Origin of the sequence: Streptomyces sp. NPDC046939, assembly GCF_040644575.1 — a bacterium.
GTDB lineage: Bacteria > Actinomycetota > Actinomycetes > Streptomycetales > Streptomycetaceae > Streptomyces.
Genome location: NZ_JBEYWV010000021.1, coordinates 131,200 through 157,609, shown reverse-complemented (window position 1 = coordinate 157,609; position 26,410 = coordinate 131,200). Strand labels below are relative to the sequence as shown.

The window sequence follows — 26,410 nt, the reverse complement described above, 5'->3', positions numbered from 1 at the left end:
AAAGGGGTCAGCGGGTGCGGTTCAGGGTCTGCAGGGCCGCCTTGAGGAGCTGTCCCACCTGCGGGGTGGTCTCGGCCGCCTCGGCCTGCGGGGTGACGGCGGCGACCGCCTCGTCGGCCTCCCGGGTGGCGTAGCCGAGGCCGATGAGGGCGGCGTGCAGTTGGTCGCGCCAGCCGCTGGTGACGGCGGTGCCGATGGCGGGCCCGCCGGGGCCGACGGGCTCGCCGAGGCGGTCCTTCAGCTCCAGGAGCAGCTTCTGGGCGCCCTTCTTGCCGATGCCGGGGACGGCAGTGAGCGCCTTCTCGTCGCCGGTGGAGACGGCGCGGCGCAGGGCGTCGGGGCTGTGCACGGCGAGCATGGCCTGGGCGAGCCGCGGGCCGACGCCGCTGGCGGTCTGGAGCAGCTCGAACGTCTGGCGCTCGTCGTCGTCCGCGAAGCCGTACAGGGTGAGCGAGTCCTCGCGTACGACGAGGGAGGTGGCGAGCTTGGCCTGCTGGCCGACGCGGAGCGTGGACAGGGTGTTCGGCGTGCACTGGACGGCCATGCCGACACCGCCGACCTCGACCACCGCGGTGTCGGGGGCGAGGGCGGCGACGGGGCCGCTGACGAAGGCGATCATGCGGTACGGCCTTTCAGCTTTGTTGCCCGGGACGCGTGAGCGGCGTGCAGGGCGACGGCTTGCTGGAGTCTGTTCTGCGCGGGGGCGCGCCAGATGTGGCAGATGGCGAGGGCGAGCGCGTCGGCGGCGTCGGCCGGCTTGGGCGGCGCGTCCAGTCTGAGCAGCCGGGTCACCATGGCGCCGACCTGCGCCTTGTCGGCGCGGCCGCTGCCGGTGACGGCGGCCTTGACCTCGCTGGGCGTGTGCAGGGCGACGGGGATGCCGCGGCGCGCGGCGCACAGCATGGCGACGGCGCTGGCCTGGGCGGTGCCCATCACGGTGCGCACATTGTGCTGGCTGAACACCCGCTCCACGGCGAGGAGTTCGGGGTCGTGCTCCTCGATCCACTGCTCGATGCCGCGCTCGATCGCGACGAGCCGGTGGCCCAGCTCGGCGTCGGGCGGCGTGCGCACGACGCCGACGCCGCGCATGGTCAGCGGTCGCCCCGCGACCCCCTCGACCACGCCGACACCGCACCGGGTCAACCCCGGGTCCACGCCCAGCACTCGCACGCCCAGCCCCCACTTCACTCGCCTGTTCGTGCAGGCTATCGGGTGCCACTGACAAAGCGGCGGGCCGACGGGGTGTGTGTCCCGTCGGCCCGCCGCCACCGCCGTGTGAGGCGCTCGGAGCGCCCTTAGGCGTCGACCTTCTCCATGACCTCGTCGGAGACGTCGAAGTTGGCGAAGACGTTCTGCACGTCGTCGCTGTCCTCCAGGGCGTCGATCAGCTTGAAGATCTTGCGGGCGCCCTCCTCGTCCAGCTCGACCTGCATGGTCGGGACGAAGTTGGCGTCGGCCGAGTCGTAGTCGATGCCCGCTTCCTGGAGGGCTGTGCGGACGGCGACCAGGTCGGTGGCCTCGGAGAGCACCTCGAAGGAGTCGCCCAGGTCGTTGACCTCCTCGGCGCCCGCGTCGAGCACGGCGCCCAGGACGTCGTCCTCGGTCAGCTCGCCCTTGGGGACGACCACGACGCCCTTGCGGTTGAACAGGTACGACACGGAGCCCGGGTCGGCCATGCTGCCGCCGTTGCGCGTCATGGCGACGCGGACGTCGGACGCGGCGCGGTTGCGGTTGTCGGTGAGGCACTCGATGAGCACCGCGACACCGTTGGGGCCGTAGCCCTCGTACATGATCGTCTCGTAGTCGGCGCCACCGGCCTCGAGACCGGCGCCGCGCTTGACCGCGGAGTCGATGTTCTTGTTCGGGACCGAGCTCTTCTTGGCCTTCTGGATGGCGTCGAACAGGGTCGGGTTACCGGCCGGGTCGGCGCCGCCGGTACGGGCCGCGACCTCGATGTTCTTGATCATCTTCGCGAAGAGCTTGCCGCGCTTGGCGTCGATCACGGCCTTCTTGTGCTTCGTCGTAGCCCATTTAGAGTGGCCGGACATCTGCCTGTCTCCTTCGCGTAACCAACCTCAGTACGAACGCAGCGATCCTACAAGGAACCCGGCGCGTCCTTCGCCCGCACCATCTCCACGAACAGCCCGTGGAGGCGGTGGTCGCCCGTCAGCTCGGGGTGGAAGGACGTCGCGAGGGCGTTGCCCTGGCGCACGGCGACGATGTGTCCCCCGTGCTCGGCGAGCACCTCCACGGAGGCGCCCACGGACTCCACCCAGGGGGCGCGGATGAAGACGCCCTCCACGGGGTCGCCCTCGACACCCCGTACGTCGACGGCCGCCTCGAAGGACTCGTTCTGCCGCCCGAAGGCGTTGCGGCGCACGATCATGTCGATGCCGCCGATGGTCTCCTGGCCCGAGCGCGGGTCGAGGATCTTGTCGGCGAGCATGATCATTCCGGCGCAGGTGCCGTAGACGGGCATTCCGGCGCGCACGCGCGCGCGTAGGGGCTCCATGAGCCCGAACAGGTTGGCCAGCTTGGAGATGGTGGTGGACTCGCCACCCGGTACGACGAGACCGTCGACCTCGGCCAGTTCCTCGGGCCGCCGCACCGGCCTGGCGACGGCGTCGGCGGTGGCCAGGGCGACAAGGTGCTCCTGCACATCGCCCTGAAGGGCCAGAACGCCGACGACGGGCATGTCACTCATAGGTCTTACCAACCCCGGTTCGCGTAGCGCTCGGCCTCGGGGAGGGTGTCGCAGTTGATGCCGACCATGGCCTCGCCGAGGTTCCGGGAGGCGTCCGCGATGATCTTCGGGTCGTCGTAGAAGGTGGTGGCCTTCACGATGGCGGCGGCGCGCTTGGCCGGGTCGCCCGACTTGAAGATGCCCGAGCCGACGAAGACGCCTTCGGCGCCGAGCTGGCGCATGAGCGCGGCGTCGGCCGGGGTGGCGACGCCACCGGCCGAGAAGAGCACCACGGGCAGCCTGCCGAGCTCGGAGACCTCCTTGACCAGCTCGTACGGGGCGCGCAGCTCCTTGGCGGCGGCGTACAGCTCGTTGTTGTCGAAGCCGCGCAGGCGGGCGATCTCGTTCTTGATCTGGCGCAGGTGGCGCACGGCCTCGACGACGTTGCCGGTGCCGGCCTCGCCCTTGGACCGGATCATGGCGGCACCCTCGGCGATGCGCCGCAGGGCCTCACCCAGGTTCGTGGCACCGCACACGAAGGGCGTGGTGAAGGCGAACTTGTCGCTGTGGTTGACCTCGTCGGCCGGGGTGAGGACCTCGGACTCGTCGATGTAGTCGACGCCGAGCGACTGGAGCACCTGGGCCTCGACGAAGTGGCCGATCCGGGACTTGGCCATGACCGGGATGGAGACCGCGCCGATGATCTCCTCGATCATGTTCGGGTCGGACATCCGGGCGACACCGCCGTCCTTGCGGATGTCGGCGGGGACCCGCTCCAGGGCCATGACGGCGACGGCGCCCGCGTCCTCGGCGATCTTCGCCTGCTCGGCGTTGACCACGTCCATGATGACGCCGCCCTTGAGCTGCTCGGCCATGCCGCGCTTGACGCGGGCGGTGCCGGTGGCGGGGGCCTCGGTGGGGACGGCGGGCTGCGGGATGCTGGTGGACACGGAAGACCTCATTCGATGACGAAGGCGTTGCTGCGACACCGAGGAAACCTCTGCGGACCAGTCCACTACAAGAGCCAATGGACAGCCGGTGGCTCTTTTCGCCTGTGATCTATGTGGTGACGCGGTCGGCGAGAGCGGCGGGCGGCTCGTCGTCCATCTCGAAGGCGAGCGGAAACGGAGCGTGCCCGGCGAGCCGGAACCAGCGCACCTTGCGGTGCCGGCGCAACGCCCTTGCCGCGCGAACGGCGTCGTTGTGGAAGCGCCGGGCCATCGGCACCCGGCGCACGGCCTGCGCCAGCTCCTCGGCGGCGGCGTCCCCGCCCGGCGCCTCCCGTACGGCCTCGACCTGATCGGCCTCCCCGAAGACGGCCCGGAGCGCCTGGCTCAGCTCGCTCTCGGCGACCTCCCGCTGGTCCTCCTCGGCCTGCCGCGCCGCGTGCGCGGCCTCGTAGAGCACGATCGAGGCGGCCGGGTCGAGCACACCCGACGTGGCCAGCTCCTGGGCGACGGAGGCCCGCCGCAGCAACTGCGCGTCGAGTGCGGCCCGCGCCGCGTCGATCCGCGCGTGCAGCCGGTCGAGCCGCCCCGCGGTCCAGCTCAGGTAGAGCCCGATCGCGAACAGGGCTACGGCGATCCAGATGAGGGTGGCGGTCACGGGCGGCAAGACTACCGGGCCCCCCAGACCACGGAACGGGCCACGGAGGGGCACCCGCCCGGCGACGGGAGGGGGCGTGTCGGTGTGCCCCCGTAGGACACCGCCGGAACCCGGCGCAGGACGACGCGCCCATGGCGGTCAGCGGGCGGGAGACCGATCCGGCCGAGGAGGTGCACCGGCACGGCCCCGCCCCCCGACGGGCACCAGGCGCGAAGCATGGAGCCCGCACTCAGTCCCTGGCGAGCCCGAACCGGGCCCGTAGACCCGTTCGCTCGTCGGTGGCCACCGCGGCCGCGCCGTGCGTCACTGTCTCGTAGACCGAAAGAATGTCCGCCCCGACAGTCGACCAGTCGAAGCGCCGAACATGCTTACTGCCCCGGTCACGCAGCAAGGCGCGCCGCTCCGGGTCCGCAAGGAGCCGGAGGGCCGCGTCAGCGAGGGCGTCGGCGTCCTCGTTGCTGAAGAGTTCACCGGCGGCACCTTGATCGAGGACCTGGGCGAAGGCGTCGAGATCGGAGGCGAGCACCGGAGCACCCGCGGACATGGCCTCGACGAGGATGATCCCGAAGCTCTCGCCGCCGGTGTTGGGAGCCACATAGACGTCGACGCTGCGCAGAAGCCGGGCCTTGTCGACATCGCTGACCATGCCGAGGAACTCGACACGGGACCGCATGTCCTTGGGCAGGGAGGCGACGGCCTCCTCCTCGTCGCCCCGGCCGGCGACCAGAAGCCGAGTCCCGGGCCGCTCCGCGAGGATCCGCGGCAGGGCCTTCATCAGCACCGGCAACCCCTTGCGCGGCTCGTCGATGCGCCCGATGAACCCGATCGTGTCGCCCTGCCACTCGGCCTTGGGCTCGGCCCGCGCGAAGAAGTCGACGTCCACCCCGTTGGGGATCACCACCGCATCGCCGCCCAGATGTTCGACGAGCGTACGGCGCGCGTACTCGCTGACGGCGATGCGCGCGCTGATCTTCTCGAGCGCGGGCTGCAGGATCGGATACGCCGCGATCATGGCCCGCGAGCGGGGGTTGGACGTGTGGAAGGTGGCCACGATGGGCCCCTGCGCCGCCCAGCACGCGAGCAGCCCGAGCGACGGCGACGCCGGCTCATGGATGTGGATGACGTCGAACGTCCCGTCGTGCAACCAGCGGCGTACGCGCGCGGCGCTCAGGAACCCGAAGTTGAGACGGGCGACGGAGCCGTTGTACGGCACAGGAACCGCGCGCCCCGCCGACACGACGTACGGCGGCAGCGGGGTCTCGTCGTCGGCGGGGGCGAGGACGGAGACCTCGTGCCCGAGGGCGATGAGGTGCTCCGCCAGATCGCGGATGTGGAACTGGACGCCGCCCGGCACGTCCCACGAGTACGGGCAGACGATTCCGATCCTCACGCGGATCGCTCCTCGAAGTGCTCCAGGTCAGCGAGCCACAGACGTTGCAGCATGTGCCAGTCCTCCGGATGGTCCGCGATCCCCGTGGCGAAGGCGTCGGCCAGCGCCTGTGTCATGACGGACGTCTTCTCGGCCCGCGTACCTGTCTCCGGCACGTCGACGGGCGGGTGGACGCGGCCCCTCATGACAGACGACGAGTCGTACCAGAGGGTGACGGGCAGGAGCAACGCGCCCGTCTGCTGGGCGAGCATGGCGGGCCCGGCGGGCATCCGCGTCGTCTCGCCGAAGAACTTGACCTCGACACCGGAGGTGGACAGATCGCGGTCGGCGACGAGGCAGACGAGCCCGCCCGCGCGCAGCCGCCGCGCGAGGGTCCCGAAGGCGGAGCCCCCGGTGTGGGGCAGCACCTCCATGCCGAGCCCCTCGCGGTAGGCGACGAACCGGTCGTACAGGGTCTCCGGCTTCAGCCGCTCGGCGACCGTCGCGAACGGCGTCCCCAGATTGGTGGTGACCCAGGCGCCCGCGAGGTCCCAGTTGCCCATGTGCGGCAGGGCGAGGACGACGCCCTTGCCGGCGGCGAGACCCTCGGTCAGGTAATGCACGTCCTGGGGCGTGAAGCCGTCCCTGATGCGCTGCCTGCTCCAGGCGGGCAGCCGGAAGGATTCCATCCAGTACCGCAGGTAGGACCGCATGCCGGCCTTGGACAGCTCGGCGAGCCGCTCCGGCGTCGCATCGGGCACCACGCGCGCGAGGTTGGCCTCCAGACGAAGCACGCCCTTGCCGCGCCGCTTCCACACCTGGTCGGCGATGGTGCGTCCGAGGCGCTGCGCGACCGGCTCGGGGAGCTTCTTCACCCCCGCCCAGCCGAGCCCGTACAGCGCGTCCGTGACCCGGTCCTGGGCGCCGCTCACGAGGCGGTCTCCTCCCGCGCGGCGGCGGCAGCGGCGGCGTCGGCCTCCGCGGACTCGCGCCGCACGGTCACGACGCGCTGGATCAGCGTGACGAGGCTGCCGACGGCGACGATCCACAGGGCGACGGGCAGCAGGTACTGGATGCCGGGCACGCCGAACTTGTGCAGCCCCGCGAAGCCCGCGGCGACCAGCGAGACGACGAGCCGTTCGGCGCGCTCCACCAGGCCGTTGACGGCGACGGGCAGCCCGATCGCCTCACCGCGCGCCTTGGTGTAGGAGACGACCTGGCCGCTGGCGAGGCAGAAGATGGCGACGGCGCACAGCACGTTGTCGTTGCCCGAACCCGCGTACCACAGGGCCATGCCGCCGAAGATGGCGCTGTCGGCGACCCGGTCCAGCGTGGAGTCGAGGAAGGCGCCCCAGCGGCTGGAGCGCCCGAGCTGGCGCGCCATGTTGCCGTCCACGAGGTCCGAGAAGACGAACAGCGTGATGACGACGGTGCCCCAGAAGAACTCTCCGCGCGGGTAGAAGACCAGCGCTCCCGCCATGACGCCGGCGGTGCCGAGGAGCGTCACCGTGTCGGGGCTGACCCCGCGACGGATGAGAAACGCGGCGAACGGTGTGAGGACACGCGTGAAGAATGCACGCGCGTACTTGTTCAGCATGGCCTTCCCGAGGGTCGGTGCCGGGCGGCCCCTCTGGCCACCGGCTGGCCCATCGTAGCCACGCGCGCACGGGAACGACCTCCGGGCCACCACGCGCGCGTGCGATCGCGTACGACGTATGGACGCACAGTGACCGGAGTGGAAAGCTCGATGGCACCGCGGGCGTCGCCGAAGCCGCCTCCGCACGCGGATTCGCGTGTCCGCTGTGTACGTCCCACAGGTACCACCTCACCGTGCAACCGGGAGGCTAGGCATGGGCGACAAGGCGAACGGACATCCCGGAGCCGCCGGCAGGGCAGCGACGGCCGACCATCCCGCGTCCGTACGGAATGTGGTGCTGGTCGGCCACAGCGGATCGGGCAAGACGACTCTGGTGGAGGCTCTCGCGCTGACCGCGGGGGCGGTGAACAGGGCGGGCCGCGTCGAGGACGGCACCAGCGTCTCCGACTACGACGAGATCGAGCACCGCCAGCAGCGCTCGGTCCAGCTCTCGCTCGTCCCGGTGGAGTGGGGCGGCTACAAGATCAATCTGCTGGACACCCCCGGCTACGCGGATTTCGTCGGGGAATTGAGGGCCGGTCTGCGCGCCGCGGACGCGGCCCTCTTCGTCGTCTCGGCGGCGGAGAGCCCGGAGACGATGGCGGGCGCGACGCGCATGGTGTGGGAGGAGTGCGCGGCGGTCGGCATGCCCCGGGCGATCGTCGTCACGCACCTGGAGGCGGCCCGGTCGGACTTCGAGGAGATGACGCGCACGTGCGCGCGCGTGTTCGGCGGCGACGACCCCGACGCCGTGCTCCCCCTGTATCTGCCGCTGCACGGCGCACAGGGCGCGGACGGGCACGCGCCCGTGACGGGTCTGATCGGTCTGCTCTCGCAGCGCGTGCACGACTACGCGTCGGGCGAACGCAAGGAGTCCGAGCCGGGCGAGGACCAGTTGCCCGCCCTTGAGGAGGCCCGCAACCGGCTCATCGAGGGAATCATCGCGGAGAGCGAGGACGAGACCCTCATGGACCGCTATCTCGGCGGCGAGGACATCGACCTCAAGACGCTGGTGGAGGATCTGGAGCGGGCGGTGGCGCGCGGCGTCTTCCACCCGGTCCTCGCGGCGGCCCCGGCGCCCGAGGGCGCGCGCCAGGGCATCGGCACGGTCGAGCTCCTGGAGCTGATCACGGGGGGCTTCCCCTCGCCCCTGGAGCGCGAGGCTCCCGCGGTGACCACGCGCGGCGGCAAGACCCGCCCGGTGGGCGCCTGCGACCCCGAGGGGCCGCTCGTGGCCGAGGTCGTGAAGACCGCCTCCGACCCGTACGTGGGCCGTGTCTCGCTCGTCCGGGTCTTCTCGGGCACCCTGCGCCCGGAGGAGACGGTGCACGTGTCCGGGCACGGGCTGACCGACCGCGCGCACGACGACCGCCCGCTGCACGAGTCGGACGAACGGATCGGCGCGCTGTCGGCCCCGTTCGGCAAGCAGCAGCGCACGCTCACCCACTGCATCGCCGGTGACCTCGCGTGCGTGGCGAAGCTGAGCCGCGCCGAGACGGGCGACACCCTGTCCGCGAAGGACGACCCGCTCCTGATGGCGCCGTGGGACATGCCGGACCCCTTGCTGCCGCTCGCGATCCAGGCGCACAGCAAGGCCGACGAGGACAAGCTCTCGCAAGGTCTCGCGCGGCTCGTCGCGGAGGACCCGACGATGCGGCTTGAGCAGAACCCGGACACGCACCAGTTGGTGCTGTGGTGCCTGGGCGAGGCCCACGCCGATGTCGCCCTGGAGCGGCTGCGCAGCCGGTACGGGGTGCAGGTCGACGTGATCGCGCACAAGGTCTCCCTCCGGGAGACGTTCGCGTCGAAGTCGGCCGGGCGCGGCCGGCACGTCAAGCAGTCCGGCGGGCACGGCCAGTTCGCGATCTGCGAGATCGAGGTGGAGCCCCTGCCCGGCGGGTCCGGCATCGAGTTCGTCGACAAGGTCGTCGGCGGCGCGGTGCCCCGCCAGTTCATCCCGTCGGTGGAGAAGGGCGTACGGGCCCAGGCGGCGAAGGGCGTGGCGGCCGGGTATCCGCTGATCGACATCCGGGTGACGCTGCTCGACGGCAAGGCGCACTCGGTGGACTCCTCCGACGCGGCGTTCCAGACGGCGGGCGCGCTGGCGCTGCGCGAGGCGGCGGCGGACGCCCGGATCCACCTCCTGGAGCCGGTCGCCGAGGTGCAGGTGCTCGTCGGCGACGACTACGTGGGCGCCGTCATGAGCGATCTGTCCGGGCGCCGGGGCCGCGTCGTCGGCACCGAACAGGCCCCGGGCGGGCGCACGCTCGTACGGGCCGAGGTGCCGGAGATCGAGATCGGCCGGTACGCGGTGGATCTGCGCTCGCTGTCGCACGGCACGGCCCGCTTCGACCGCGCCTACGCCCGGCACGAGCCGATGCCGCCGCAGTTGAGCGAGAGGATCCGCGAACAGGCGGGGGACGCCCCCTAGTTGCGCCCTTGCCGCGCCCCGGAACCACCGACATCCTCCTTGTGAGGAGGACTGTCGGTGGCGGCCGTTACGCTGGTCCACGGTCGGGTGGATCAGGACGATCAGCCGGTCAACAGGTGTGCGGGGTGCGGAAGTCGGGAATGGCCGCAGCTAAGACGTGTGGTGATGGGGGCGGCAGTGGCGGACGAGGTATTCGATTTCAGGCCGGGGGCGCAGGTCCCGTTGCAGGGTTCCGCGGGGCAGACCGCGGCGACCTTCGCCATCGCGTCGGCCGCGTACCGCGACGACAAGGCCTCGAAGATAGAGGAGGCCAACAACGAGTGGCACAAGACCGAGGCCAAGGCCGGCACGTGGTCGCTGTTCGCGCCGAACCTCGGTGAGGCGTTCTCCCGGGCCGTGCAGGTGCGGATGCTGGGCGGCGGCCGCAAGCCGCTCATCCAGTCCTTCGGCACGGAGCCCCAGGTCGTCGTCGAGCACTGCCTGGCCGCCAACCGGATCCGGCGTCAGCGCGACAGCCTGCTGACCATCATCACCGTCGTCTTCGGCGTCCTGTTCCTGCCGGGGTTCCTGCTGTGGCTGGCGGCGTTCCAGATCCGCCGCTCGAACAACGCGCGGGTCGAGACGGCGGAGAAGGTGGTCAAGGAGACCGCGGACAAGTCCACCGCGGAGCGCAGCGAGGCGAAGAAGCGGGAGCGCGCCGCCCACGGCCGGGCCGCCGTCGCCACGACGATCATGACGATCGTCGGCATCGGCATCGTGATCCTGCTGATCAAGCTGCCGTTCGACGGCGTGTGGGCCTGGTATCTGCGGGCGGCGTTCGTGATGCCGGTCATCGGCGGCTTCTGGGCCCGGCAGGTCTGCGAGCGCACCGCGCGGGACCTGCGCGACCGGTGGGACGGGCTGCTCTCCGGCGGCGGCGTCGGCGCCAAGATCCCCGAGGCGGTGCCCGGCAGTCCGGGCGAGACCGCCGCCGAGCAATTGCGCCAGAGCCTCGCCCGGCTCACCGCGGAGCAGCAGGCGACCACGGTCTTCTACGCGGGCCCCAAGGGCATCCTGGGCATGGGCACGCGCTGGGGCAGCTGGCAGCTCGCCGAGGACCTGGTCCCGGCCGAGGAGGGCAAGGAGATCCACCCGTTCCGGGCCTGGGACGTCATACGGGCGATCCAGGACCAGCTCCGGATGTTGCAGCGCGGCCCGCTGCACACGGGCGGCTTCCCGCCCCCGTCGGTGAAGAACTGGATCGTCACCCCGATCGGGGAGAACGCGAAGGCGGTGTCCCGCCCCACCGGCGAGGACGTCGACACGTACCAGATCAAGCCGCACGAGATACAGCGGATCTGCAACGAGCAGCAGTTCGGCAGCGGCGACCGGCACTACCTGGGCGTGCAGTTCACGCTCTGGGACGGCCAGTTGATCATCACCATGCTGATCACGGTGACGGTGCTGCACCAGACGCTGCGCATCGAGGTGACGGGCCACGCGCTCGGCCCGGTCAACTCCCTGTTCACCTCGAAGCCCGCACCGAAGACGAAGACGACGCCGAAGTCGATACGGTTCTGGGAGACGACCACCAAGACGCTGCCGCTCATCGACGCGGACGAGGCGGTCCGGGTCGCGGTCCGCGCGCCCCTCACCTGGTATCCGCCGCTCCTGGACCACCTGGGCGGCAAGATCGTCCTGCCGGAGCCGTTCGGCCTGCGGCACGCCTGGGCGGACCAGCCCTGGCGCCACCGCTTCATGGCGGACGACGCGCTGCGCACGGCCACCCCGGTCCTGCGCGTGGTGCACGCGGCGGCCATCAAGGTGCTGGAGGAGCACGGCGTGAACACCGAGAAGTTCGACAACCGCTCGGGCGTGCTCAGCGGCCTGGTCCAGGACCCGGCACCGAGGAAGGCCGACGTGTACGACGCGTAGCCCTCACCCGGTGCCGGATGCGCGCCGGCCGGTTCGCTCAGGCGTCCGGCCAGGCCTTCGCCAGGGCCGTCCGGGTGTCGCCGAGGAGCTGCGGCAGGACCTTCGTGTGGCCGGTGACCGGCATGAAGTTCGTGTCGCCGCCCCAGCGCGGCACGATGTGCTGGTGCAGATGAGCGGCGATGCCGGCGCCCGCGACGGCGCCCTGGTTCATGCCGATGTTGAAGCCGTGCGCCCCGGACGCGGCGCGCAGCGCGGTCATGGCCCGCTTGGTGAACACGGCCAGCTCGGCGGTCTCGGCCAGGTCGAGGTCGGTGTAGTCGGCGACGTGCCGGTAGGGCAGCACCATCATGTGCCCGCCGTTGTACGGGTACAGGTTAAGGATCGCGAAGACGTGCTCGCCGCGCGCCACGATCAGGGCGTCCTCGTCGGACTTGCCGGGAGCGGCGCAGAAGGGACAGCCGTCGTCGGCCCCGGGGCCCGTCGGCTTGCCCTCACCTTGGATGTAGGCGATGCGGTGCGGGGTCCACAGACGCCCGAACCCGTCCGGTTCACCCACAGGACCGCTCTGCTGCTCCGGCTCACTCGTCATGAAGTGCAGCATATGGCGTCACCTGGGCGGAGGGTGTCGGCGGGTGTCGCCGTCGCCGGGCAGGCGCGATGCTGACCGGATGACCGACAGCCCCCTCGAACGCTGGGAGCGGCGCGACGGCGCCGTCCTCGCGGTGGCGTCCCTGCTGTTCCTCGCGTCGTACGCGGTCCGGGTCCTCGGCCACGGTCTGCCGGGCGCGGTGCGCACCCTGTGCCTGGCGGTCACGCTCGCCACGTGGGCCTTGTTCGCGGTGGACTACGTGATCCGCTGGCGGCTGAGCGGGCAGCGCTTCCCGCGTTTCCTGCGCAGGCACCTCCTGGACACGCTCGTCCTGCTGCTGCCGCTGCTGCGGCCGCTGCGGATCGTGCGGGCCTACGAGCGGGTGCAGCGCCGCCGTGACGCGCCGCGCCTGCCGCTGCACGGCCGTGTCATCGCCTATACGGGTGTGTCGGCGGCGCTGCTCGGCTTCGCCGCGTCCCTCGCCGTGTACCAGCAGGAGCACGCGGCGCCGGACGCGACGATCCGTACGTACGGCGACGCCGTGTGGTGGACGTGCACGACGTTGTCGACCGTCGGCTACGGGGACGTGGTGCCGGTGACGCCGCTCGGCCGGCTCGTCGCGGTGGGCCTGATGGCCTGCGGCCTGGCGCTGCTGGGTGCGGTCACGGGCTCGTTCTCGTCGTGGCTCATCCAGGTGTTCGCGCGGGAGGGTGAGGGCGAGAGGCCCCCGGGGAACTCCCCAGGGGCCTCTCGCGACACCGAGCACGACTGAGACGTCAGACCTGCGCGCGCTCCTCGACGACCTTCAGGATCTTGGCGATGGCCTCGTCGACCGGGATGCCGTTCTCCTGCGAGCCGTCGCGGTAGCGGAAGGAGACCGAACCGGCGTTCATGTCCTCGTCGCCCGCGATGACCATGAAGGGCACCTTGGCCTTCTGCTGGTTGCGGATCTTCTTCTGCATGCGGTCCGAGGACGAGTCGACCTCGACGCGCAGGCCCTGGGCGCGCGCCTTGGCGGCGAACTCCTCCAGGTACGGCACGTGCGCGTCACCGATCGGGATGCCGACGGCCTGCACGGGCGCGAGCCACGCCGGGAAGGCGCCCGCGTAGTGCTCCAGGAGCACGCCGAAGAACCGCTCGATGGAGCCGAACAGGGCGCGGTGGATCATGACGGGCTGCTGGCGCGAGCCGTCGGCCGCCGTGTACTCCAGGCCGAACCGCTTGGGCTGGTTGAAGTCGACCTGGATGGTCGACATCTGCCAGGACCGGCCGATGGCGTCCTTGGCCTGCACGGAGATCTTCGGCCCGTAGTAGGCGGCGCCGCCCGGGTCGGGGACGAGCGGCAGGCCCTGCTTCTCGGCGGCGAGGCGCAGCGCCTCGGTCGCCTCGGCCCAGTCCTCGTCGGTGCCGATGAACTTGTCGGAGTCGTCGCGGGTGGACAGCTCCAGCTCGAACTCGGTCAGGCCGTAGTCGCGCAGCAGGTCGAGCACGAAGGTCAGGAGCGTGTCGAGCTCCTGCGGCATCTGCTCCTTGGTGCAGTAGATGTGCGAGTCGTCCTGGGTGAAGCCGCGCGAGCGGGTCAGGCCGTGCACGACGCCGGACTTCTCGTAGCGGTACACGGTGCCGAACTCGAACAGCCGCAGCGGCAGTTCGCGGTAGGACCGGCCGCGGGCCTTGAAGATCAAGTTGTGCATCGGGCAGTTCATCGCCTTGAGGCGGTAGTTCTGCTCGTCGAACTCGATGGGCGGGAACATGCCCTCCGAGTAGTGCGGCAGGTGCCCGGAGATCTCGAAGAGCTTCTCCTTCGAGATGTGCGGCGTGTTGACGAACTCGTAGCCGGAGACCTCGTGGCGCTTGCGCGAGTAGGTCTCCATCTCCTTGCGGATCACGCCGCCCTTGGGGTGGAAGACCGCGAGGCCGGGGCCCAGCTCGTCCGGGAAGGAGAACAGGTCCAGCTCGGCGCCGAGCTTGCGGTGGTCGCGCTTCTCGGCCTCGGCGAGGAAGTCGAGGTAGCCCTTCAGCTCGTCCTTCGACGGCCACGCGGTGCCGTAGATGCGCTGGAGCTGCGGGTTCTTCTCGCTGCCGCGCCAGTAGGCGGCGGCCGAACGCATCAGCTTGAACGCCGGGATGTTCCGGGTGGTGGGCAGGTGCGGGCCGCGGCAGAGGTCCTTCCAGCACAGCTCGCCGGTCTTGGCGTCGAGGTTGTCGTAGATGGTCAGCTCGCCGCCGCCGACCTCGGCGTCGGCGCCGTCGGCGGCCTGCGCCGCGTTGCCCTTGAGGCCGATGAGCTCCAGCTTGTAGGGCTCGTCGGCCAGCTCGACGCGGGCGTCCTCGTCGGTGGTCACGCGGCGCGCGAAGCGCTGCCCCCGCTTCTGGATCTCCTGCATCTTCTTCTCGATGCGCTTGATGTCCTCGGGGGTGAACGGCTCCTTGACGTCGAAGTCGTAGTAGAAGCCGTCCTTGATGGGCGGGCCGATGCCGAGCTTGGCCTCCGGGAACAGCTCCTGGACGGCCTGCGCCATCACGTGCGCGGTCGAGTGCCGCAGGATGTTGAGACCGTCCTCGGAGGAGATCTCGACGGGTTCGACGGTCTCGCCGTCGGCCACGGCGTACGCCAGGTCCTTCAGCTCCCCGCCCACGCGGGCCGCGACGACGCTGCGCTCACCGGCGAAAAGCTCGGCGGCCGTAGTGCCCGTCGTCACCACGCGCTCTTCCCGCTCGGAATCGCGTTGGATGACTACACGGACGTCTGACACCGGTCTCTCCTGCCTGAAGGTGGATCGCCGCGCCATTACCTGTGACGCGCGCACCAGGAATCGTACCGAGTCGCGGGGGCCGCCCGCGAAGCGGTCACCGGGCCCTGGGAGAGGTGGGGCCAGGTGGGGACAGGTGGGGCGCTACTCCTCCCCCGCGCAAGGGTCCTCGAAGAAGTCCAGATCCTCCTGGAACGACTGGCGCGACTTCATCAGGCGGTCCCGTTCGGCCTGCTCCACCTGTACGGGTACGACGTCGTGGGCGCCGGTGAGGCGCCGGAAGCCGCCTCTGGACTCCAGGCGGCCCTGCACCCGGATGGGCAGGCCGACGAGATGGGCATGGCCCGCGGTCCGGTACGCGTCCTCGTCGAGCGTCATCCGGATGTGCGGGACGTCGGCGCCCGCGATGACCCGCAGCCGCACCGTCCCCGACGCGCACGGCCCGGTCCTGCTCAGGCGGACGACGGTGCCGGTGACGCGGACGGCGACGGCGGGTTCGGCGCGCAGGTAGCGGGCCCCGGCCGCGCGCAGCACATCGAGGTCGCCGGGTGAGAACTCGACGGGCGCGTCACCGTCCGTGCACTCCTCGGGGACCCCGGCGGCGGGCGCCCAGGCGACGCCGACGCGGGCGCCCTCGGTGCCGCGCACGAGGGCGACGACCGCCTCGGTCAGCTCGTGGCTGACGCCCGCCTCCGTGGCACTGTCGAAGGCGTCCATGCCGCCGGTGGCGCGCCGGTAGTCGACGGCCTCGCGGACCGCGTAGAGGGCCTGGTGCAGCCGGACGGCGAGCGCGCGCCCCGCGGCGACGGGCACGAACGCGGTCAGCCGCCGGCCGTCGGGCGCGGCCTGCACCAGGACGTCCTCCAGGGCCGTGGCGGCGGCCGCCCGGTGCCGGGCGCCGTAGTACCCGGCGCGTTCCCGTGCGGCGAGCGCCCCCGCGAGCAGCATGCGCCGCGCCGCCGACCGCAACTGTTCCTCGACGGTCCAGGCGGACGCCCCCGCCGGCCCCTCGGGCACATCGCGCCACCAGCGGATCTCGTCGCTGGGCACGGCGAGCGCGACGAGGACCTCCCGGGCGGAGGGGGTGCCGCTGCGTTCGAGCGCGGTCAGCGCCTCACCGAGCAGCTCCTCGCTGTCGGGGAAGGCGCGGCTCTCCGGCACGAGGAGGCTGGTGCGGTCGCCGGTGCCGGGCAGCGTCCAGCGGGCGTAGCGTCCTGGGGCGCCGCCGCGCCGCCGCCAGCCGTGCCGGTCGAGGAGGGCGCCGAGGACGACCGGGTCGACCGTGCCCGGATCGGGTCCGGCGAGGTCGACGGGGCGGGCGCGGACCACGCCCAGGGCCCGTACGGGCCTGTCGGCCGAGCGGTGCTGCATCTGCGTCACTCCCATCCGGGACGGCCGGTCAGGGCCGCCCGCCCGTCCCGACGCGGGTCATGATCCCGCACAGCGCGCGGTCGTCGAAGATCCGGTCGGTCGGCACGCGCACGGTGGTGCGGCGGCGGCCGGTGACCGGGTGGCCCGCGAGGTTGGTCCAGTAGCAGCAGTGCCGCAGGTCGAGCCGGTCGTGCCCGGCGCGCAGCCAGTCGTCCTGGGAGCGCGGTACGAGCATCACGACGAGGATCTTGTGCACGGAGACCGGGGTCCTCGCGAGCTTCTCCAGGTGCGCGTTGTCGAGCGTGAAGGAGAAGGCGGGGCCCGGTGGTTCGGGCGGGATCTGGTACGTCGCCTTGAGCTGCACCTTGATGGTGACCTCGTCGTCGACCGTGTGCCCGGGGGCGCTGTGGCTGACGTGCCAGTCGATGCCGTTGTCCGGGAAGGGCTGCGAGAGCGAGCACCCGGCCGCGGCGGCCACGGCGTGCAGATAGCCCACCTGGAGCGTCTCCATGCAGGCGGTGGTGGCGAGTGTGCCGCGCGGCGGTGCGTCCCGCTCGGGCAGCAGCCCGCCCTGTTCGGGCCGCGCGAGCGCCATGGTGCGCCTGGCCTTTCGACGTGATGAACCCCGTGGAAGAACTCCCCCGCGAACGCGCGGAGTTCAAGAAACCGATCAAGGCCAGGTCAACGGAGCCCCGCTGAACTGCCATGACTCGTAACTGTGTTGTCACCGCTCCGCGTACGACGCAAACGGCCCGGGTATCACCGAAGCGGGCGGCGGGCGCCACGCGAAGGAACGTCACCTGCCCCTTGCCGACGAGGAGTTGCATTGTCATGACGTGCTGGTACGAAGGCCCACTCGCCGCCTTCGACACGGAGACGACCGGGGTGGACGTGGAGAGCGACCGCATCGTGTCGGCCGCGCTCGTGCTGCAGGACGCGCCGGGTACGCGGCCGCGGGTGACGCGGTGGCTGGTCAACCCGGGGGTGCCGGTGCCGCCCGGGGCGACGGAGGTGCACGGCCTCACCGACCTCCACCTGCAGCGCAACGGACGCTGGCCGGCGCCGGTGATGGAGGAGATAGGCCACGAGCTGGCGGACCAGGCGGCGGCCGGACGGCCGGTGGTGATCATGAACGCGCCGTTCGACCTGACCATGCTGGACCGGGAGCTGAAGCGCCACCGCGCCTCGTCCCTCGCCCGCTACCTGGGCGACGCGCCGCTGTGCGTCCTGGATCCGCGGGTGCTCGACAAGCAGCTGGACCGCTACCGCAAGGGCCGCCGCACGCTGACGGACCTGTGCGCGCAGTACGAGGTCGAGCTGGCGGAGGCGCATGACGCGGCGGCGGACGCGCTGGCGGCGCTCGATGTCGTCCGGGCGGTGGGCCGGCGCTTCGCGGCCCGCCTCGAACGGCTGTCGGCCAGTGAGCTGCACACGCTCCAGACGTCCTGGCACGCGGCGCAGGCGCGCAGCCTCCAGGCGTGGTTCGCGCGCAGCGGCACCCCGGAAGTGGTGGACACGGCGTGGCCGCTGCGCCCGGAACTTCCGGCGGCGGCCTGAGCGTTCCCCCGCTGGGGGCCCGACAGGCAGAAACGAAAAACCGGCCCGTCGACTGACGGACCGGCCTTCTCCGGGTGGGCGATACTGGGTTCGAACCAGTGACCTCTTCGGTGTGAACGAAGCGCTCTCCCACTGAGCTAATCGCCCGGGAACGGGTTGAACCATACAGGGCGCGGTGGGCTGTGTTCAAACCGGTCGCAGGTGGGCGCGGAGACCGCGCCGGCCGCCGCGCATCATCCACGCGTGATTGGCGAGGAAGACGGGCCTGCCCGGCAGGGCGAAGCGCCGCATCAGGGGTTTGCGCACCTCGACTCGCTGCTCGTAGACGACGCGGGTGCCGTGATCCCGCGCGGTCACCGTCCAGCGGGCCCACCCCGCGAGGTCCCCGCTCATCGCGATCTCCAGGATTCCGGCGTCCGGGTCCCGGCGCTGCTCGCGCGCCGTGACCGTGAGTTCGTAGGGCAGGAAGGACCGGAAGACGGCGGTGCCGCTGGTCCCGTCCACCGATGTCACCGAGCGCACCTGCGGCCACCAGCGCGGATAGTCCTCGGCGCGTTCGAGGACCGCGAAGACGGCGGCGGGCGGCGCGGGCAGGTCCCAGACGCTGCGGAAGCGGTAGCGGCTCAGGGGGCTGAAGTCCATGCACCGAGTCTGCCCCCGGAATCGCGCCTTCAGGGGGCGACGTCAGGGCATCCTGTCCCCGATCATTCGCCGGAAAGCGGCCTTCCGCCGGAGTGTCCTGAATTCGCGGTCGACCTGACCGGCCGTCACCACTCTGTTCCGGAAGTTTCTGAGGGTCACATTCCGGTGACGGTACGGGACTTGAGATCCGCGGGAACGCCGCACTTGTCGTACTTGCGCGGAAAGGCGACCGAATTCCGGGTAGGGAACTTCTTCCCGAGCGATTCCCGGTCGGTGAATTCGGGGGCGTCGGGGCCGTTGTCCGGCCCGGCGGGCGTACGCATGCCGAAGGCCCCGGAGACGTGATGTCTCCGGGGCCTTCGGTCCGGGTGGGCGATACTGGGTTCGAACCAGTGACCTCTTCGGTGTGAACGAAGCGCTCTCCCACTGAGCTAATCGCCCGGGCGCAGGAAGAACATTACCCCATGTCAGAGGGTGCCTGGCACCACCCCGCACCCCACCGTCACTGCTTGATGTTCCACGGCATCTCAAGGCCGAACTTCCACACGTAGATCGCCACCAGGACGGCGATGATCACCAGGCCGACCGTGGTCAGGATGATGTTGCGGCGGCGCACCTTCGGGTCGAGCGCGCGCTGTGTCGCCTCCGTGACCTTGCGCTTCGTCCAGCGCAGCACCAGTTGCGCCCAGACGAACTCCGTCGCCCAGATCGCCATGCCGCCGAAGATCACCAGCCAGCCGGGGCCCGGCAGCGGCAGCATCACGATGCCCGCGCCCACGACCGCGAGCCCCACGATGAAGACGCCCACCTGCCAGCTCAGGTGGAGCGCCCTGCTCCGCTGGATGAACCCCGGCGCCCTCGACCCCAGCGGCTTCGGCGCGGACGTGTCCTCGTCGACCCCGGCGACCACGTCGGCCGTCTCGTCACTCCCCGTATTCATGGCGTCAAACCTACCGGATCCATTCATGTCACCGGAATGGCCGTTACCCACCGGATAAGACTCGGCCGTACGAGCTACCTAAAGCGGCCCAAAACACTCAGAGGGGTTTACAACGGCACCGTAGGTGGCATGTCGATTTCGCCGACGTGCGAATCCCCGAGCGCACACTGAGCGAAAGGCCCTGGCGCTTATGAACACCACGGTCAGCTGCGAGCTGCACCTGCGCCTCGTTGTGTCGAGCGAGTCCTCACTGCCTGTACCCGCAGGACTGCGGTATGACACGGCCGATCCCTATGCCGTGCACGCCACTTTCCACACCGGAGCCGAGGAGACGGTCGAGTGGGTTTTCGCCCGCGATCTCCTCGCCGAAGGCCTTCACCGGCCGACCGGCACCGGAGACGTCCGAGTCTGGCCGTCCCGCAGCCACGGTCAGGGCGTTGTCTGCATCGCCCTGAGCTCTCCGGAGGGCGAGGCTCTGCTCGAGGCCCCGGCGCGGGCCCTGGAGTCGTTCCTGAAGCGGACCGACGCCGCCGTGCCCCCCGGCACGGAGCATCGTCATTTCGATCTCGATCAGGAGCTCTCGCACATCCTCGCGGAGAGCTAGCCGCGCGGGAGGCCCGCGTCGGCAGCCAGCCGCCGCGAGCACAGCGAGAGCGCTTCGCGCCGTCCACTCGGGGAGACGGCGCGACCGCGCGCGTGCACGACAACCACACAGCGGGAAACCGGCGTCGCCGCCGTGGGAACGTCCACGGGGGCGGCGCCGGTGCGTGTACGGGGGCGCTCCCCGCGGTCTGCTCCCGAGGCCCGCGCCTGTCCGGGTCCGCCGGGGGCGGGAAGCGCTAGGCTCGGCCAGCACCGGCGGGTGTGGGCCCGCCTCCAGGGCAGGGAGCTAATCGTGCTGATCACCCATGACACCCGGTGTGCGCTCGACACCGTGGTCGATCTGGTGAACACCGCACCGGACAGCCACGCGGGTGCCGACGGGACCGACGGCCTCGCGGACGTGACGGCTCTGGCGGACTTCGTGGCGAAGCACGACATCAGCGACGTGGACAGAGGGGTGCTCGCGGAGGGTGACCTCTCCGCCGTGCGCGCGATCCGCGCCCAGTTCGCGCAGGTCTTCGCCGCCCCGGACCCGCGCGGCGCGGCGACCGTGATCAACGACCTGGTGGCGGCCGCCGGCACCACGCCCCGCCTCACCGATCACGACGGCTACGACTGGCACGTGCACTACTTCGCGCCCGGCGCGTCCGTCGCCGACCATCTGGCGGCCGACTGCGGCATGGCGCTGGCGTTCTTCGTGGTCGCGGGTGAGCAGGAGCGGCTGCGCCGCTGCGAGGCCCCGGACTGCCGGTACGCGTTCGTCGACCTGTCCCGCAACCGCTCCCGCCGCTACTGCGACAGCCGCACCTGCGGGAACCGGCTGCACGTGGCCGCGTACCGGGCACGCCGCAAGGAGGCCGCGGGCTGAGCGCTCCGCGGACGGACGGGGTCTCAGAGCAGCAGCAGGTCGTGCAGCGCGGCCAGCAGGAGCAGGGATCCGATGACCCCGAGGAAGATCATCAGGGGTGGCTGGGAGAGGGCGAAGAGGCACCCTCGCTGGTTCTGGTGGGGTACGGGCGTGGGCGGCGCGGCGGCACTGCGCGGCGGCGTCGGCCCCTGTTCGGTGTCGAGCTGGTCGGCCAGCGGCGGTGTATCCAACATCTCGCCGCGATGATGGCGCAGGCAACCGACGCCCTCTCACCAACGAACCCTTCCGGCGCGGGAGTTCGCCGGATCTCGTGACCCCCGACCGGGCACCTGCGCGAAAAGTCGGGCACTTGTCGTACGTACGTCCAGTCGTACGAGTCGATCGGACCTGAGCGGGCCGGGCCTCAGATGCCGTGCTTCTTCAGGATCGCCTCGATGTCGCTGAAGTCGTCCGCCCCGCCGGCCGGCTCCGCCCGCTTCTGCTTGCGCTGCGGCTGGGCGGCCGGTTCCGGAGCGGTGCGCGTGCTCTGCCCGAGCGAGGGGGCCGACGCCGCCGGGGCCACGGCCTCGCGCCGCGCCGCCTTCGCCGCCGCCCTGCGCTCCTTGCGGCTGCCGCCGCCGCGCCGCTCGACCGCCCGGGTCCCCACGAACATCAGCCAGGCCACGCCGAGCACACCGAACCCGGCCCACGCGGTCGGGCTGAACGCGGTGTCCACGACCCAGCCGACCGCTCCGGTCATCACCAGCCCCAGCGGGACCAGCGAGTAGGCGGCGAGCCGGGCCGCCGCGAGGAACCGCTTGCGGTACGCGGTGACCGCGGCGATACCCAGGCCCGCCACGGCGACGGCGGAGCAGACGGTCTCGGCAATCATCCGGTCCTCCTGGGCTCGGGCGTTCTGTACGTGTGCGGGGGCTTGCGTCCCCTTCCATCCTGCACCGCCGGGGCGGCCCGGGGCCACGGCCGGGGCGGACCTCAGGGACATCTCGGGGTCGCCCCTCCTCCGCAGGTCCAGGTTGGGGCCGCCCGCCCACGCCTGGAAGACTGGTCCCATGAACGCCCCGAACCCCGCGACCCCCATCCTCGACGTGTGGTGCGAGCTGCAGTGCCCCGACTGCCGCTCGGCCCTGGACGACGTGCGCGCGCTGCGCGAGCGCTACGGCGACCGGCTGGAGCTGCGCCTGCGCCACTTCCCGCTGGAGAAGCACAAGCACTCCTTCGCGGGTGCGCAGGCCGCCGAGGAGGCGTTCGCGCAGGGCGAGGGGTGGCCGTACGTCGAGGCGGTGCTCGGCCGGGTCGAGGAGTTCGACCGCGCGGGCGAGCCGTTCCTCGTCGAGGTTGCGCGTGAACTGGGCCTGGACGCCGAGGAGTTCGACACCGCGCTGGTCGACGGCCGGCACATCCTGATCGTCGACGCCGACCAGGCCGAGGGCAAGGCGATCGGTGTGACGGGCACACCCACGTACGTCATCGGCGGCGAGCGGCTCGACGGCGGCAAGAGCCAGGACGGGCTGCGGGCGCGCGTCGAGGAGATCGCGGACCGTCTCCTCGCGGAGCAGCCGTAGGCTCCGCGGGCCGTTGTCAGAGCAACTGCTTGTACAGGTGGAGCGCTGTCGGCTCGTACCCGAGTGACGCGTAGAGGCGCTGCGCGGGGGTGTTCCCGGCGAACACGTTGAGGCCGATCCGCGTGGCGCCCGCCGCCAGCGCGTCGGCCTCGGCGAGCAGCATCAGGGAGCGTCCGTGGCCCCGGCCGCGGTGGGCGGGGTCGACCTCGACGTCGTAGACGTACGCGCCGTCGGCGCGCTGGGCGACCCACAGGGTGCCGACGGCCTCCCCGTCCTGCTCCAGGACGCCGACCAGGACGTCCGGCGTGGCGACGCCCTCGGGCAGCAGGGCCGCGTGGTCGCGCTCGGCCTTCCGCACGGCCTCCTGCTCGGTGGCCCCGCGCTCGCGCACGGTGCGCGCGTACCGCTCCTTGACCCGCGCCAGCCACGGCGCGAACTCGGCCTCCGTCATCCGCCGCCCGGCGGCGCCCTCGGGGAGCACCGGGGGCCGCTCGGGCAGCGCCTTCGCCATGGTGCGGTTGCGCTCCACGTAGCCGAGCGCGGTGGCGAGACGCAGCAATTCGTGCTGGTGTGCGGGGACGGACGCCTCGATGCGGCGGCAGTTCCAGGAACGGGCCACTTCCTCGGCGGCGAGGGCGGCGACGGTGCCGCGCCCGCGCCCACGGTCCGGCTCGTCGACGCGCAGGTCGAGGACCTGGGCGACGGACGGGCCGAACACGGGGTGCGTGGCGAGGTGGAGCCTGCCGACGGGGCGGCTGTTCACGCACACCGCGTAGTGGCGCGAGCACGACCCGTCGGCCGTGCGCTGAAGCGGCTCGGTCGGCCGCAGGGTCGTGGTCATCAGGGCTGTTCTACCCGCCCGTACGCGCGCGACCACAGCCGTTTTACAGCGGCGGCTCAGGGGTCGAGGTGGTCCGCGGCCCGCTCGTCCCAGACGCGCATCGCCTTCGCGGTGACCGGGCCGGGCGCGCCCGGCAGGTCGCGGTCGTCGACGCGGTGCACGGCCTGGATGTCGCGCAGGGTCGAGGTCAGGAAGATCTCGTCGGCCCGCGTCAGCACCTCGAGGGGCAGGTCGGTCTCCTTGGCGCCGGTCCACTCGACGGCGAGGGCGCGGGTGATGCCCGCGAGGCAGCCGGAGGCGACCGGCGGGGTGTGGATCTCGCCGTCCAGGACGACGAAGACGTTCGACCCGGTGCCCTCGCACAGCTGGCCGACGGTGTTGGCGAACAGGGCCTCGGAGGCGCCGCGTTCACGCGCGCGTGCCAGGGCGACGACGTTCTCCGCGTACGAGGTGGTCTTCAGGCCCGCGAGGGCGCCGCGCTCGTTGCGCGTCCAGTCCACGGTGATCACGGCGGTGGAGTCGGGGCGCCGGGAGGTCTCGCCGAGCGCGACGATGAGCGTGGTGCCTTCCTCCCCGCGGTCGGAGCCGAGCGGGGAGAGGCCGCCGGTGTAGGTGATCCGCAGGCGGCCGAGCGCCGTCGGGTTGGCGTCGAGGACGGCGGCGCAGGCGCGGCGCACCTCGTCGAGGTCCGGCTCGGGCAGTCCGAGGCCGCGCGCCGAGCGGGCAAGCCGGTCGAGGTGGCGGGTGAGCGCGAACGGCTTCCCGTCGACCGCCTTCACCGTCTCGAAGATGCCGTCGCCCACGGTGAGCCCGTGGTCCAGGACCGAGACCCGTGCCTCCTCGGTCTCCCTCAGCCTGCCGTCGAGCCAGATCTTCACGTGAGCTTCCCTCCGCCTCTCCCGGGCCGCTGCCCGGTCGTCCCCGCCGGGCTCCTAGGCGTCCGCCTGCCCGGCGCACCCCTGCGAGTGCCCCTCCGACGCTACCGCCAGCAGCCGTGACGCCTTCAGCTCGGTCTCCCGCCACTCCCCCTCCGGGTCCGAGCCCCAGGTGATCCCGGCGCCGGTGCCGAAGCGCAGGACGGCGGCGGCGTCCGTGCGGTCGATCCAGAACGTGCGGATGCCGACGGCGAGTTGCCCGGTGCCCCGGTCCGCGTCGACCCAGCCGATGCCGCCGCAGTACGGGCCGCGCGGCGCGGTCTCCAGGTCGGCGATGATCCGCAGCGCGCTGGACTTCGGCGCGCCGGTCACGGAGCCGGGCGGGAACGTGGCGTCGAGCAGCTCGGGCCAGCCCGCGCCCTCGCGCAGCTCGCCGCGGACCAGCGACACCAGGTGGACGAGGCCGGGGTGCTTCTCGACGACGCACAGGTCGGGGACGGTCACGGTGCCGGGCGCGCAGACGCGGCCCAGGTCGTTGCGGACCAGGTCCACGATCATGACGTTCTCGGTGTGATCCTTCTCAAGGAGGTCCGCCTCGGTCCGCCCGGTCCCCTTGATGGGCCCGGACTCGACGAGCGTGCCCCGGCGGCGCAGGAACAGCTCGGGCGAGGCCGTCGCTATCTCCACGCCGTGGCCGGGCAGCCGGACCGTGCCGGCGTACGGGGCCGGGTTCCCACGGGCGAGGAGGGCGGTGAGGGCGTCCACGTCCGCACCGGCGTCGACCGGCGCCGACAGCACACGGCAGAGGTTGGCCTGGTAGACCTCGCCGGTCGCGATGTGCGCCCGTATCCGCCGCACGCCCTCCGTGTACGCGGCGTGGTCGAGGGACGACGTCCAGTCCGCGGGCGCGGGGCCGTGCCAGGCGCCGGGGCGCGGCGCGGGCACGGGTGCCTCCCGTACGTCGTCGAAGCGGGCGCAGACCAGGCGCCCCTCGAAGTCGGCGGTCACCGCCCAGAAGCCGGTGGACTCCAGGGCCGCGGGATCGCTGGTCACGTCGCGCAGGCCGGTCGCGAGGAGTTCGCCGAAGCGGGCGAGCGGGGGGAGGTCGATCACGCTGTCGAGTCTAGAAGGGGGCAAACCCGGGTGACCGTACGGTGACCTGGAGTGGAGGATCAGCGCACGGCCGGCCGTCGCTCCGGTGGTCGCACCTCAGCACGCTGCGCAAACGCGTTTTTGTACTGGCCCAGGAATCCGCTAGAGTTCAACACGTCGCCGGGACGCGCAAGCGGACCGGAAAGATACGCGAACGTAGCTCAGTTGGTAGAGCGCAACCTTGCCAAGGTTGAGGTCGCCGGTTCGAACCCGGTCGTTCGCTCGAAGTGGGGGATCTTCCCGAACCCCTACGCTCCTGGTGGAGTGGCCGAGAGGCGAGGCAACGGCCTGCAAAGCCGTCTACACGGGTTCAAATCCCGTCTCCACCTCCATGCGCGATTAGCTCAGCGGGAGAGCGCTTCCCTGACACGGAAGAGGTCACTGGTTCAATCCCAGTATCGCGCACTGGATCTCACGGACTCCGGTTCGTCGTCGATCCGTCCCGCGCGATTAGCTCAGCGGGAGAGCGCTTCCCTGACACGGAAGAGGTCACTGGTTCAATCCCAGTATCGCGCACGCAGCACCATGCGGGAGCCTGATAGAGTCTGGCCCGTTCCCGCGCGATTAGCTCAGCGGGAGAGCGCTTCCCTGACACGGAAGAGGTCACTGGTTCAATCCCAGTATCGCGCACACAGCAAGAAACCCCCGGTCAAAGCACCGGGGGTTTCTTCGTGCTTCCCTCAGGTCCGGGAAGGACCTCAGGAGGAGAAGAGCATCCGGCCGAAGCCGCCCTTGTGGTGGCCGTGGTGCCCGTAATGGCCGCCGTGACCACCGTGACCGCCGTACTGCGGCGCCCCCCAGGCCGGTGCGGGACCGGCGGCCGGGTACGCCTGCGGCGGGGCCGGCGGGGCCTGCTGCTGCCACTGCGCCTCCAGCCGCGTCAGCGACTCCAGCTCGCCGTAGTCGAGGAAGATCCCGCGGCAACCGCTGCACTGCTCGATCTGGACGCCGTTGCGGTTGTACGTGTGCATGGGCGCGTGGCACTTGGGACACTGCATGAGCGGATCAACTCCTCGCCG

At 71.4% G+C, this 26,410-nt stretch carries 29 protein-coding genes and 7 tRNA genes; 12 read left to right on the top strand and 24 right to left on the bottom strand.

Annotated features, from left to right (window positions below; genetic code table 11):
- Positions 1–7: 7 nt before the first annotated feature.
- The 9 genes from ruvA to pgsA form a co-directional block, all read right to left on the bottom strand.
- Positions 8–619 (bottom strand): Holliday junction branch migration protein RuvA, encoded by a 612-nt coding sequence (gene ruvA / locus ABZ877_RS23595; protein WP_361074349.1) that lies wholly within the window; start codon positions 617–619, stop codon positions 8–10.
- Positions 616–1,170, bottom strand: coding sequence for a crossover junction endodeoxyribonuclease RuvC (gene ruvC, locus ABZ877_RS23590; protein ID WP_361074347.1), 555 nt, complete (start codon positions 1,168–1,170; stop codon positions 616–618). The genes ruvA and ruvC overlap by 4 nt, the downstream gene beginning before the upstream one ends.
- 125 nt (positions 1,171–1,295) lie before the next feature.
- Positions 1,296–2,048, bottom strand: coding sequence for a YebC/PmpR family DNA-binding transcriptional regulator (locus tag ABZ877_RS23585; RefSeq protein ID WP_361074345.1), 753 nt, complete (start codon positions 2,046–2,048; stop codon positions 1,296–1,298).
- A 47-nt stretch (positions 2,049–2,095) separates the two neighbouring features.
- Positions 2,096–2,704: a pyridoxal 5'-phosphate synthase glutaminase subunit PdxT gene (gene pdxT / locus ABZ877_RS23580; RefSeq protein WP_361074342.1), complete on the bottom strand. Its 609-nt coding sequence runs from the start codon at positions 2,702–2,704 to the stop codon at positions 2,096–2,098.
- A gap of 5 nt (positions 2,705–2,709) precedes the next feature.
- A complete protein-coding gene (gene pdxS, locus ABZ877_RS23575; protein WP_361074374.1) occupies positions 2,710–3,558 on the bottom strand; it encodes a pyridoxal 5'-phosphate synthase lyase subunit PdxS in 849 nt (282 codons plus the stop codon).
- Between the two features lie 184 nt (positions 3,559–3,742).
- The gene (locus ABZ877_RS23570) at positions 3,743–4,288 is read right to left on the bottom strand and encodes a hypothetical protein (protein ID WP_361074339.1); all 546 of its coding nucleotides are present in this window, start codon (positions 4,286–4,288) and stop codon (positions 3,743–3,745) included.
- Between the two features lie 229 nt (positions 4,289–4,517).
- Entirely contained in the window at positions 4,518–5,678 is a 1,161-nt protein-coding gene (locus ABZ877_RS23565; protein WP_361074337.1) for a glycosyltransferase family 4 protein, read from the bottom strand.
- Entirely contained in the window at positions 5,675–6,589 is a 915-nt protein-coding gene (locus tag ABZ877_RS23560; RefSeq protein ID WP_361074335.1) for a phosphatidylinositol mannoside acyltransferase, read from the bottom strand. Before ABZ877_RS23560 ends, ABZ877_RS23565 begins: the two co-directional genes overlap by 4 nt.
- Positions 6,586–7,254 carry a phosphatidylinositol phosphate synthase gene (pgsA, locus tag ABZ877_RS23555; protein WP_361074333.1) on the bottom strand — a complete coding sequence of 223 codons (669 nt, stop codon included), beginning with the start codon at positions 7,252–7,254 and terminating at the stop codon, positions 6,586–6,588. Before pgsA ends, ABZ877_RS23560 begins: the two co-directional genes overlap by 4 nt.
- A gap of 253 nt (positions 7,255–7,507) precedes the next feature.
- Here pgsA and ABZ877_RS23550 point away from each other — a divergent pair, with 253 nt between their 5' ends.
- Together ABZ877_RS23550 and ABZ877_RS23545 are read left to right on the top strand one after the other, a co-directional pair.
- Positions 7,508–9,724, top strand: a complete 2,217-nt coding sequence (locus ABZ877_RS23550) for an elongation factor G-like protein EF-G2 (RefSeq protein ID WP_361074331.1) — start codon at positions 7,508–7,510, stop codon at positions 9,722–9,724.
- Positions 9,725–9,889: 165 nt separating this feature from the next.
- A complete protein-coding gene (locus tag ABZ877_RS23545) occupies positions 9,890–11,638 on the top strand; it encodes a hypothetical protein (RefSeq protein ID WP_361074329.1) in 1,749 nt (582 codons plus the stop codon).
- A 37-nt stretch (positions 11,639–11,675) separates the two neighbouring features.
- On the opposite strand, the gene ABZ877_RS23540 is transcribed toward ABZ877_RS23545, so the two are convergent.
- Entirely contained in the window at positions 11,676–12,239 is a 564-nt protein-coding gene (locus ABZ877_RS23540) for an HIT domain-containing protein (RefSeq protein ID WP_361074327.1), read from the bottom strand.
- A gap of 67 nt (positions 12,240–12,306) precedes the next feature.
- Here ABZ877_RS23540 and ABZ877_RS23535 point away from each other — a divergent pair, with 67 nt between their 5' ends.
- Positions 12,307–12,999, top strand: coding sequence for an ion channel (locus tag ABZ877_RS23535; protein ID WP_361074325.1), 693 nt, complete (start codon positions 12,307–12,309; stop codon positions 12,997–12,999).
- A 4-nt stretch (positions 13,000–13,003) separates the two neighbouring features.
- Here the strand turns inward: ABZ877_RS23535 and thrS are convergent, their stop codons facing one another.
- The 3 genes from thrS to ABZ877_RS23520 all read right to left on the bottom strand — a co-directional run bounded on the left by thrS (position 13,004) and on the right by ABZ877_RS23520 (position 16,946).
- The gene (thrS, locus tag ABZ877_RS23530) at positions 13,004–14,983 is read right to left on the bottom strand and encodes a threonine--tRNA ligase (protein WP_361074323.1); all 1,980 of its coding nucleotides are present in this window, start codon (positions 14,981–14,983) and stop codon (positions 13,004–13,006) included.
- A 141-nt stretch (positions 14,984–15,124) separates the two neighbouring features.
- Positions 15,125–16,351: a hypothetical protein gene (locus ABZ877_RS23525; protein ID WP_361074321.1), complete on the bottom strand. Its 1,227-nt coding sequence runs from the start codon at positions 16,349–16,351 to the stop codon at positions 15,125–15,127.
- 28 nt (positions 16,352–16,379) lie between these two features.
- Positions 16,380–16,946 carry a DUF4365 domain-containing protein gene (locus ABZ877_RS23520; RefSeq protein ID WP_361074320.1) on the bottom strand — a complete coding sequence of 189 codons (567 nt, stop codon included), beginning with the start codon at positions 16,944–16,946 and terminating at the stop codon, positions 16,380–16,382.
- A gap of 236 nt (positions 16,947–17,182) precedes the next feature.
- Here ABZ877_RS23520 and ABZ877_RS23515 point away from each other — a divergent pair, with 236 nt between their 5' ends.
- Positions 17,183–17,908, top strand: coding sequence for a 3'-5' exonuclease (locus ABZ877_RS23515; RefSeq protein WP_361074318.1), 726 nt, complete (start codon positions 17,183–17,185; stop codon positions 17,906–17,908).
- Between the two features lie 75 nt (positions 17,909–17,983).
- On the opposite strand, the gene ABZ877_RS23510 is transcribed toward ABZ877_RS23515, so the two are convergent.
- The 5 genes from ABZ877_RS23510 to ABZ877_RS23490 form a co-directional block, all read right to left on the bottom strand.
- Positions 17,984–18,055, bottom strand: a tRNA-Val gene (locus tag ABZ877_RS23510).
- Positions 18,056–18,094: 39 nt separating this feature from the next.
- The gene (locus tag ABZ877_RS23505; RefSeq protein ID WP_361074316.1) at positions 18,095–18,550 is read right to left on the bottom strand and encodes an SRPBCC family protein; all 456 of its coding nucleotides are present in this window, start codon (positions 18,548–18,550) and stop codon (positions 18,095–18,097) included.
- Positions 18,551–18,705: 155 nt separating this feature from the next.
- A complete protein-coding gene (locus ABZ877_RS23500; protein ID WP_361074314.1) occupies positions 18,706–18,873 on the bottom strand; it encodes a hypothetical protein in 168 nt (55 codons plus the stop codon).
- A gap of 46 nt (positions 18,874–18,919) precedes the next feature.
- A tRNA-Val gene (locus tag ABZ877_RS23495) sits at positions 18,920–18,991 on the bottom strand.
- 61 nt (positions 18,992–19,052) lie between these two features.
- Positions 19,053–19,490, bottom strand: coding sequence for a TIGR02611 family protein (locus tag ABZ877_RS23490; protein WP_361074312.1), 438 nt, complete (start codon positions 19,488–19,490; stop codon positions 19,053–19,055).
- A gap of 190 nt (positions 19,491–19,680) precedes the next feature.
- On the opposite strand from ABZ877_RS23490, the gene ABZ877_RS23485 reads away from it, so the two are divergent.
- A complete protein-coding gene (locus ABZ877_RS23485) occupies positions 19,681–20,094 on the top strand; it encodes an SsgA family sporulation/cell division regulator (protein ID WP_004002642.1) in 414 nt (137 codons plus the stop codon).
- A 291-nt stretch (positions 20,095–20,385) separates the two neighbouring features.
- Entirely contained in the window at positions 20,386–20,961 is a 576-nt protein-coding gene (locus ABZ877_RS23480) for a CGNR zinc finger domain-containing protein (RefSeq protein ID WP_361074310.1), read from the top strand.
- Positions 20,962–20,984: 23 nt separating this feature from the next.
- Here the strand turns inward: ABZ877_RS23480 and ABZ877_RS23475 are convergent, their stop codons facing one another.
- Both ABZ877_RS23475 and ABZ877_RS23470 read right to left on the bottom strand, forming a co-directional pair.
- Positions 20,985–21,194, bottom strand: a complete 210-nt coding sequence (locus tag ABZ877_RS23475) for a hypothetical protein (RefSeq protein ID WP_361074309.1) — start codon at positions 21,192–21,194, stop codon at positions 20,985–20,987.
- Between the two features lie 170 nt (positions 21,195–21,364).
- A complete protein-coding gene (locus ABZ877_RS23470) occupies positions 21,365–21,832 on the bottom strand; it encodes a hypothetical protein (protein WP_361074308.1) in 468 nt (155 codons plus the stop codon).
- A gap of 178 nt (positions 21,833–22,010) precedes the next feature.
- On the opposite strand from ABZ877_RS23470, the gene ABZ877_RS23465 reads away from it, so the two are divergent.
- Positions 22,011–22,523, top strand: a complete 513-nt coding sequence (locus tag ABZ877_RS23465) for a DsbA family protein (protein ID WP_361074306.1) — start codon at positions 22,011–22,013, stop codon at positions 22,521–22,523.
- A gap of 16 nt (positions 22,524–22,539) precedes the next feature.
- Here ABZ877_RS23465 and ABZ877_RS23460 read toward each other — a convergent pair whose 3' ends face one another.
- Genes ABZ877_RS23460 through ABZ877_RS23450 form a run of 3 tightly spaced genes read right to left on the bottom strand, consistent with a single transcriptional unit; the run spans position 22,540 to position 25,352 of the window.
- Complete coding sequence (locus ABZ877_RS23460) at positions 22,540–23,364, bottom strand: GNAT family N-acetyltransferase (RefSeq protein WP_361074304.1); 825 nt, start codon at positions 23,362–23,364, stop codon at positions 22,540–22,542.
- A gap of 56 nt (positions 23,365–23,420) precedes the next feature.
- Positions 23,421–24,242 (bottom strand): aminodeoxychorismate lyase, encoded by an 822-nt coding sequence (locus ABZ877_RS23455; protein WP_361074303.1) that lies wholly within the window; start codon positions 24,240–24,242, stop codon positions 23,421–23,423.
- A gap of 54 nt (positions 24,243–24,296) precedes the next feature.
- Positions 24,297–25,352, bottom strand: coding sequence for a chorismate-binding protein (locus ABZ877_RS23450; protein WP_361074301.1), 1,056 nt, complete (start codon positions 25,350–25,352; stop codon positions 24,297–24,299).
- 189 nt (positions 25,353–25,541) lie between these two features.
- On the opposite strand from ABZ877_RS23450, the gene ABZ877_RS23445 reads away from it, so the two are divergent.
- The 5 genes from ABZ877_RS23445 (at position 25,542) to ABZ877_RS23425 (ending at position 26,021) form a co-directional block, all read left to right on the top strand.
- Positions 25,542–25,614 (top strand) — tRNA-Gly (locus ABZ877_RS23445).
- Between the two features lie 35 nt (positions 25,615–25,649).
- A tRNA-Cys gene (locus tag ABZ877_RS23440) sits at positions 25,650–25,723 on the top strand.
- A gap of 1 nt (position 25,724) precedes the next feature.
- Positions 25,725–25,796, top strand: a tRNA-Val gene (locus ABZ877_RS23435).
- Positions 25,797–25,835: 39 nt separating this feature from the next.
- Positions 25,836–25,907: transfer RNA gene (locus ABZ877_RS23430), tRNA-Val, on the top strand.
- Between the two features lie 42 nt (positions 25,908–25,949).
- Positions 25,950–26,021 (top strand) — tRNA-Val (locus tag ABZ877_RS23425).
- A gap of 68 nt (positions 26,022–26,089) precedes the next feature.
- On the opposite strand, the gene ABZ877_RS23420 is transcribed toward ABZ877_RS23425, so the two are convergent.
- Entirely contained in the window at positions 26,090–26,389 is a 300-nt protein-coding gene (locus ABZ877_RS23420) for a zf-TFIIB domain-containing protein (protein ID WP_361074299.1), read from the bottom strand.
- Between the last annotated feature and the right edge of the window lie 21 nt (positions 26,390–26,410).

What these genes read in the sequence shown, in the direction of transcription:
- ABZ877_RS23460 (WP_361074304.1), bottom strand. Translation starts at nt 23,364, where the DNA reads ATGACCACGACCCTGCGGCCGACCGAGCCGCTTCAGCGCACGGCCGAC.
- ABZ877_RS23520 (WP_361074320.1), bottom strand. Translation starts at nt 16,946, where the DNA reads ATGGCGCTCGCGCGGCCCGAACAGGGCGGGCTGCTGCCCGAGCGGGAC.
- ABZ877_RS23420 (WP_361074299.1), bottom strand. Translation starts at nt 26,389, where the DNA reads ATGCAGTGTCCCAAGTGCCACGCGCCCATGCACACGTACAACCGCAAC.
- ABZ877_RS23515 (WP_361074318.1), top strand. Translation starts at nt 17,183, where the DNA reads ATGACGTGCTGGTACGAAGGCCCACTCGCCGCCTTCGACACGGAGACG.
- pgsA (WP_361074333.1), bottom strand. Translation starts at nt 7,254, where the DNA reads ATGCTGAACAAGTACGCGCGTGCATTCTTCACGCGTGTCCTCACACCG.
- ABZ877_RS23475 (WP_361074309.1), bottom strand. Translation starts at nt 21,194, where the DNA reads ATGTTGGATACACCGCCGCTGGCCGACCAGCTCGACACCGAACAGGGG.
- ABZ877_RS23505 (WP_361074316.1), bottom strand. Translation starts at nt 18,550, where the DNA reads ATGGACTTCAGCCCCCTGAGCCGCTACCGCTTCCGCAGCGTCTGGGAC.
- ruvA (WP_361074349.1), bottom strand. Translation starts at nt 619, where the DNA reads ATGATCGCCTTCGTCAGCGGCCCCGTCGCCGCCCTCGCCCCCGACACC.
- pdxS (WP_361074374.1), bottom strand. Translation starts at nt 3,558, where the DNA reads ATGGCCGAGCAGCTCAAGGGCGGCGTCATCATGGACGTGGTCAACGCC.
- ABZ877_RS23500 (WP_361074314.1), bottom strand. Translation starts at nt 18,873, where the DNA reads ATGCGTACGCCCGCCGGGCCGGACAACGGCCCCGACGCCCCCGAATTC.
- pdxT (WP_361074342.1), bottom strand. Translation starts at nt 2,704, where the DNA reads ATGAGTGACATGCCCGTCGTCGGCGTTCTGGCCCTTCAGGGCGATGTG.
- ABZ877_RS23540 (WP_361074327.1), bottom strand. Translation starts at nt 12,239, where the DNA reads ATGCTGCACTTCATGACGAGTGAGCCGGAGCAGCAGAGCGGTCCTGTG.
- ABZ877_RS23585 (WP_361074345.1), bottom strand. Translation starts at nt 2,048, where the DNA reads ATGTCCGGCCACTCTAAATGGGCTACGACGAAGCACAAGAAGGCCGTG.
- ABZ877_RS23550 (WP_361074331.1), top strand. Translation starts at nt 7,508, where the DNA reads ATGGGCGACAAGGCGAACGGACATCCCGGAGCCGCCGGCAGGGCAGCG.
- ABZ877_RS23490 (WP_361074312.1), bottom strand. Translation starts at nt 19,490, where the DNA reads ATGAATACGGGGAGTGACGAGACGGCCGACGTGGTCGCCGGGGTCGAC.
- ABZ877_RS23465 (WP_361074306.1), top strand. Translation starts at nt 22,011, where the DNA reads ATGAACGCCCCGAACCCCGCGACCCCCATCCTCGACGTGTGGTGCGAG.
- ABZ877_RS23470 (WP_361074308.1), bottom strand. Translation starts at nt 21,832, where the DNA reads ATGATTGCCGAGACCGTCTGCTCCGCCGTCGCCGTGGCGGGCCTGGGT.
- ABZ877_RS23525 (WP_361074321.1), bottom strand. Translation starts at nt 16,351, where the DNA reads ATGCAGCACCGCTCGGCCGACAGGCCCGTACGGGCCCTGGGCGTGGTC.
- ABZ877_RS23485 (WP_004002642.1), top strand. Translation starts at nt 19,681, where the DNA reads ATGAACACCACGGTCAGCTGCGAGCTGCACCTGCGCCTCGTTGTGTCG.
- ABZ877_RS23545 (WP_361074329.1), top strand. Translation starts at nt 9,890, where the DNA reads ATGGGGGCGGCAGTGGCGGACGAGGTATTCGATTTCAGGCCGGGGGCG.
- ABZ877_RS23535 (WP_361074325.1), top strand. Translation starts at nt 12,307, where the DNA reads ATGACCGACAGCCCCCTCGAACGCTGGGAGCGGCGCGACGGCGCCGTC.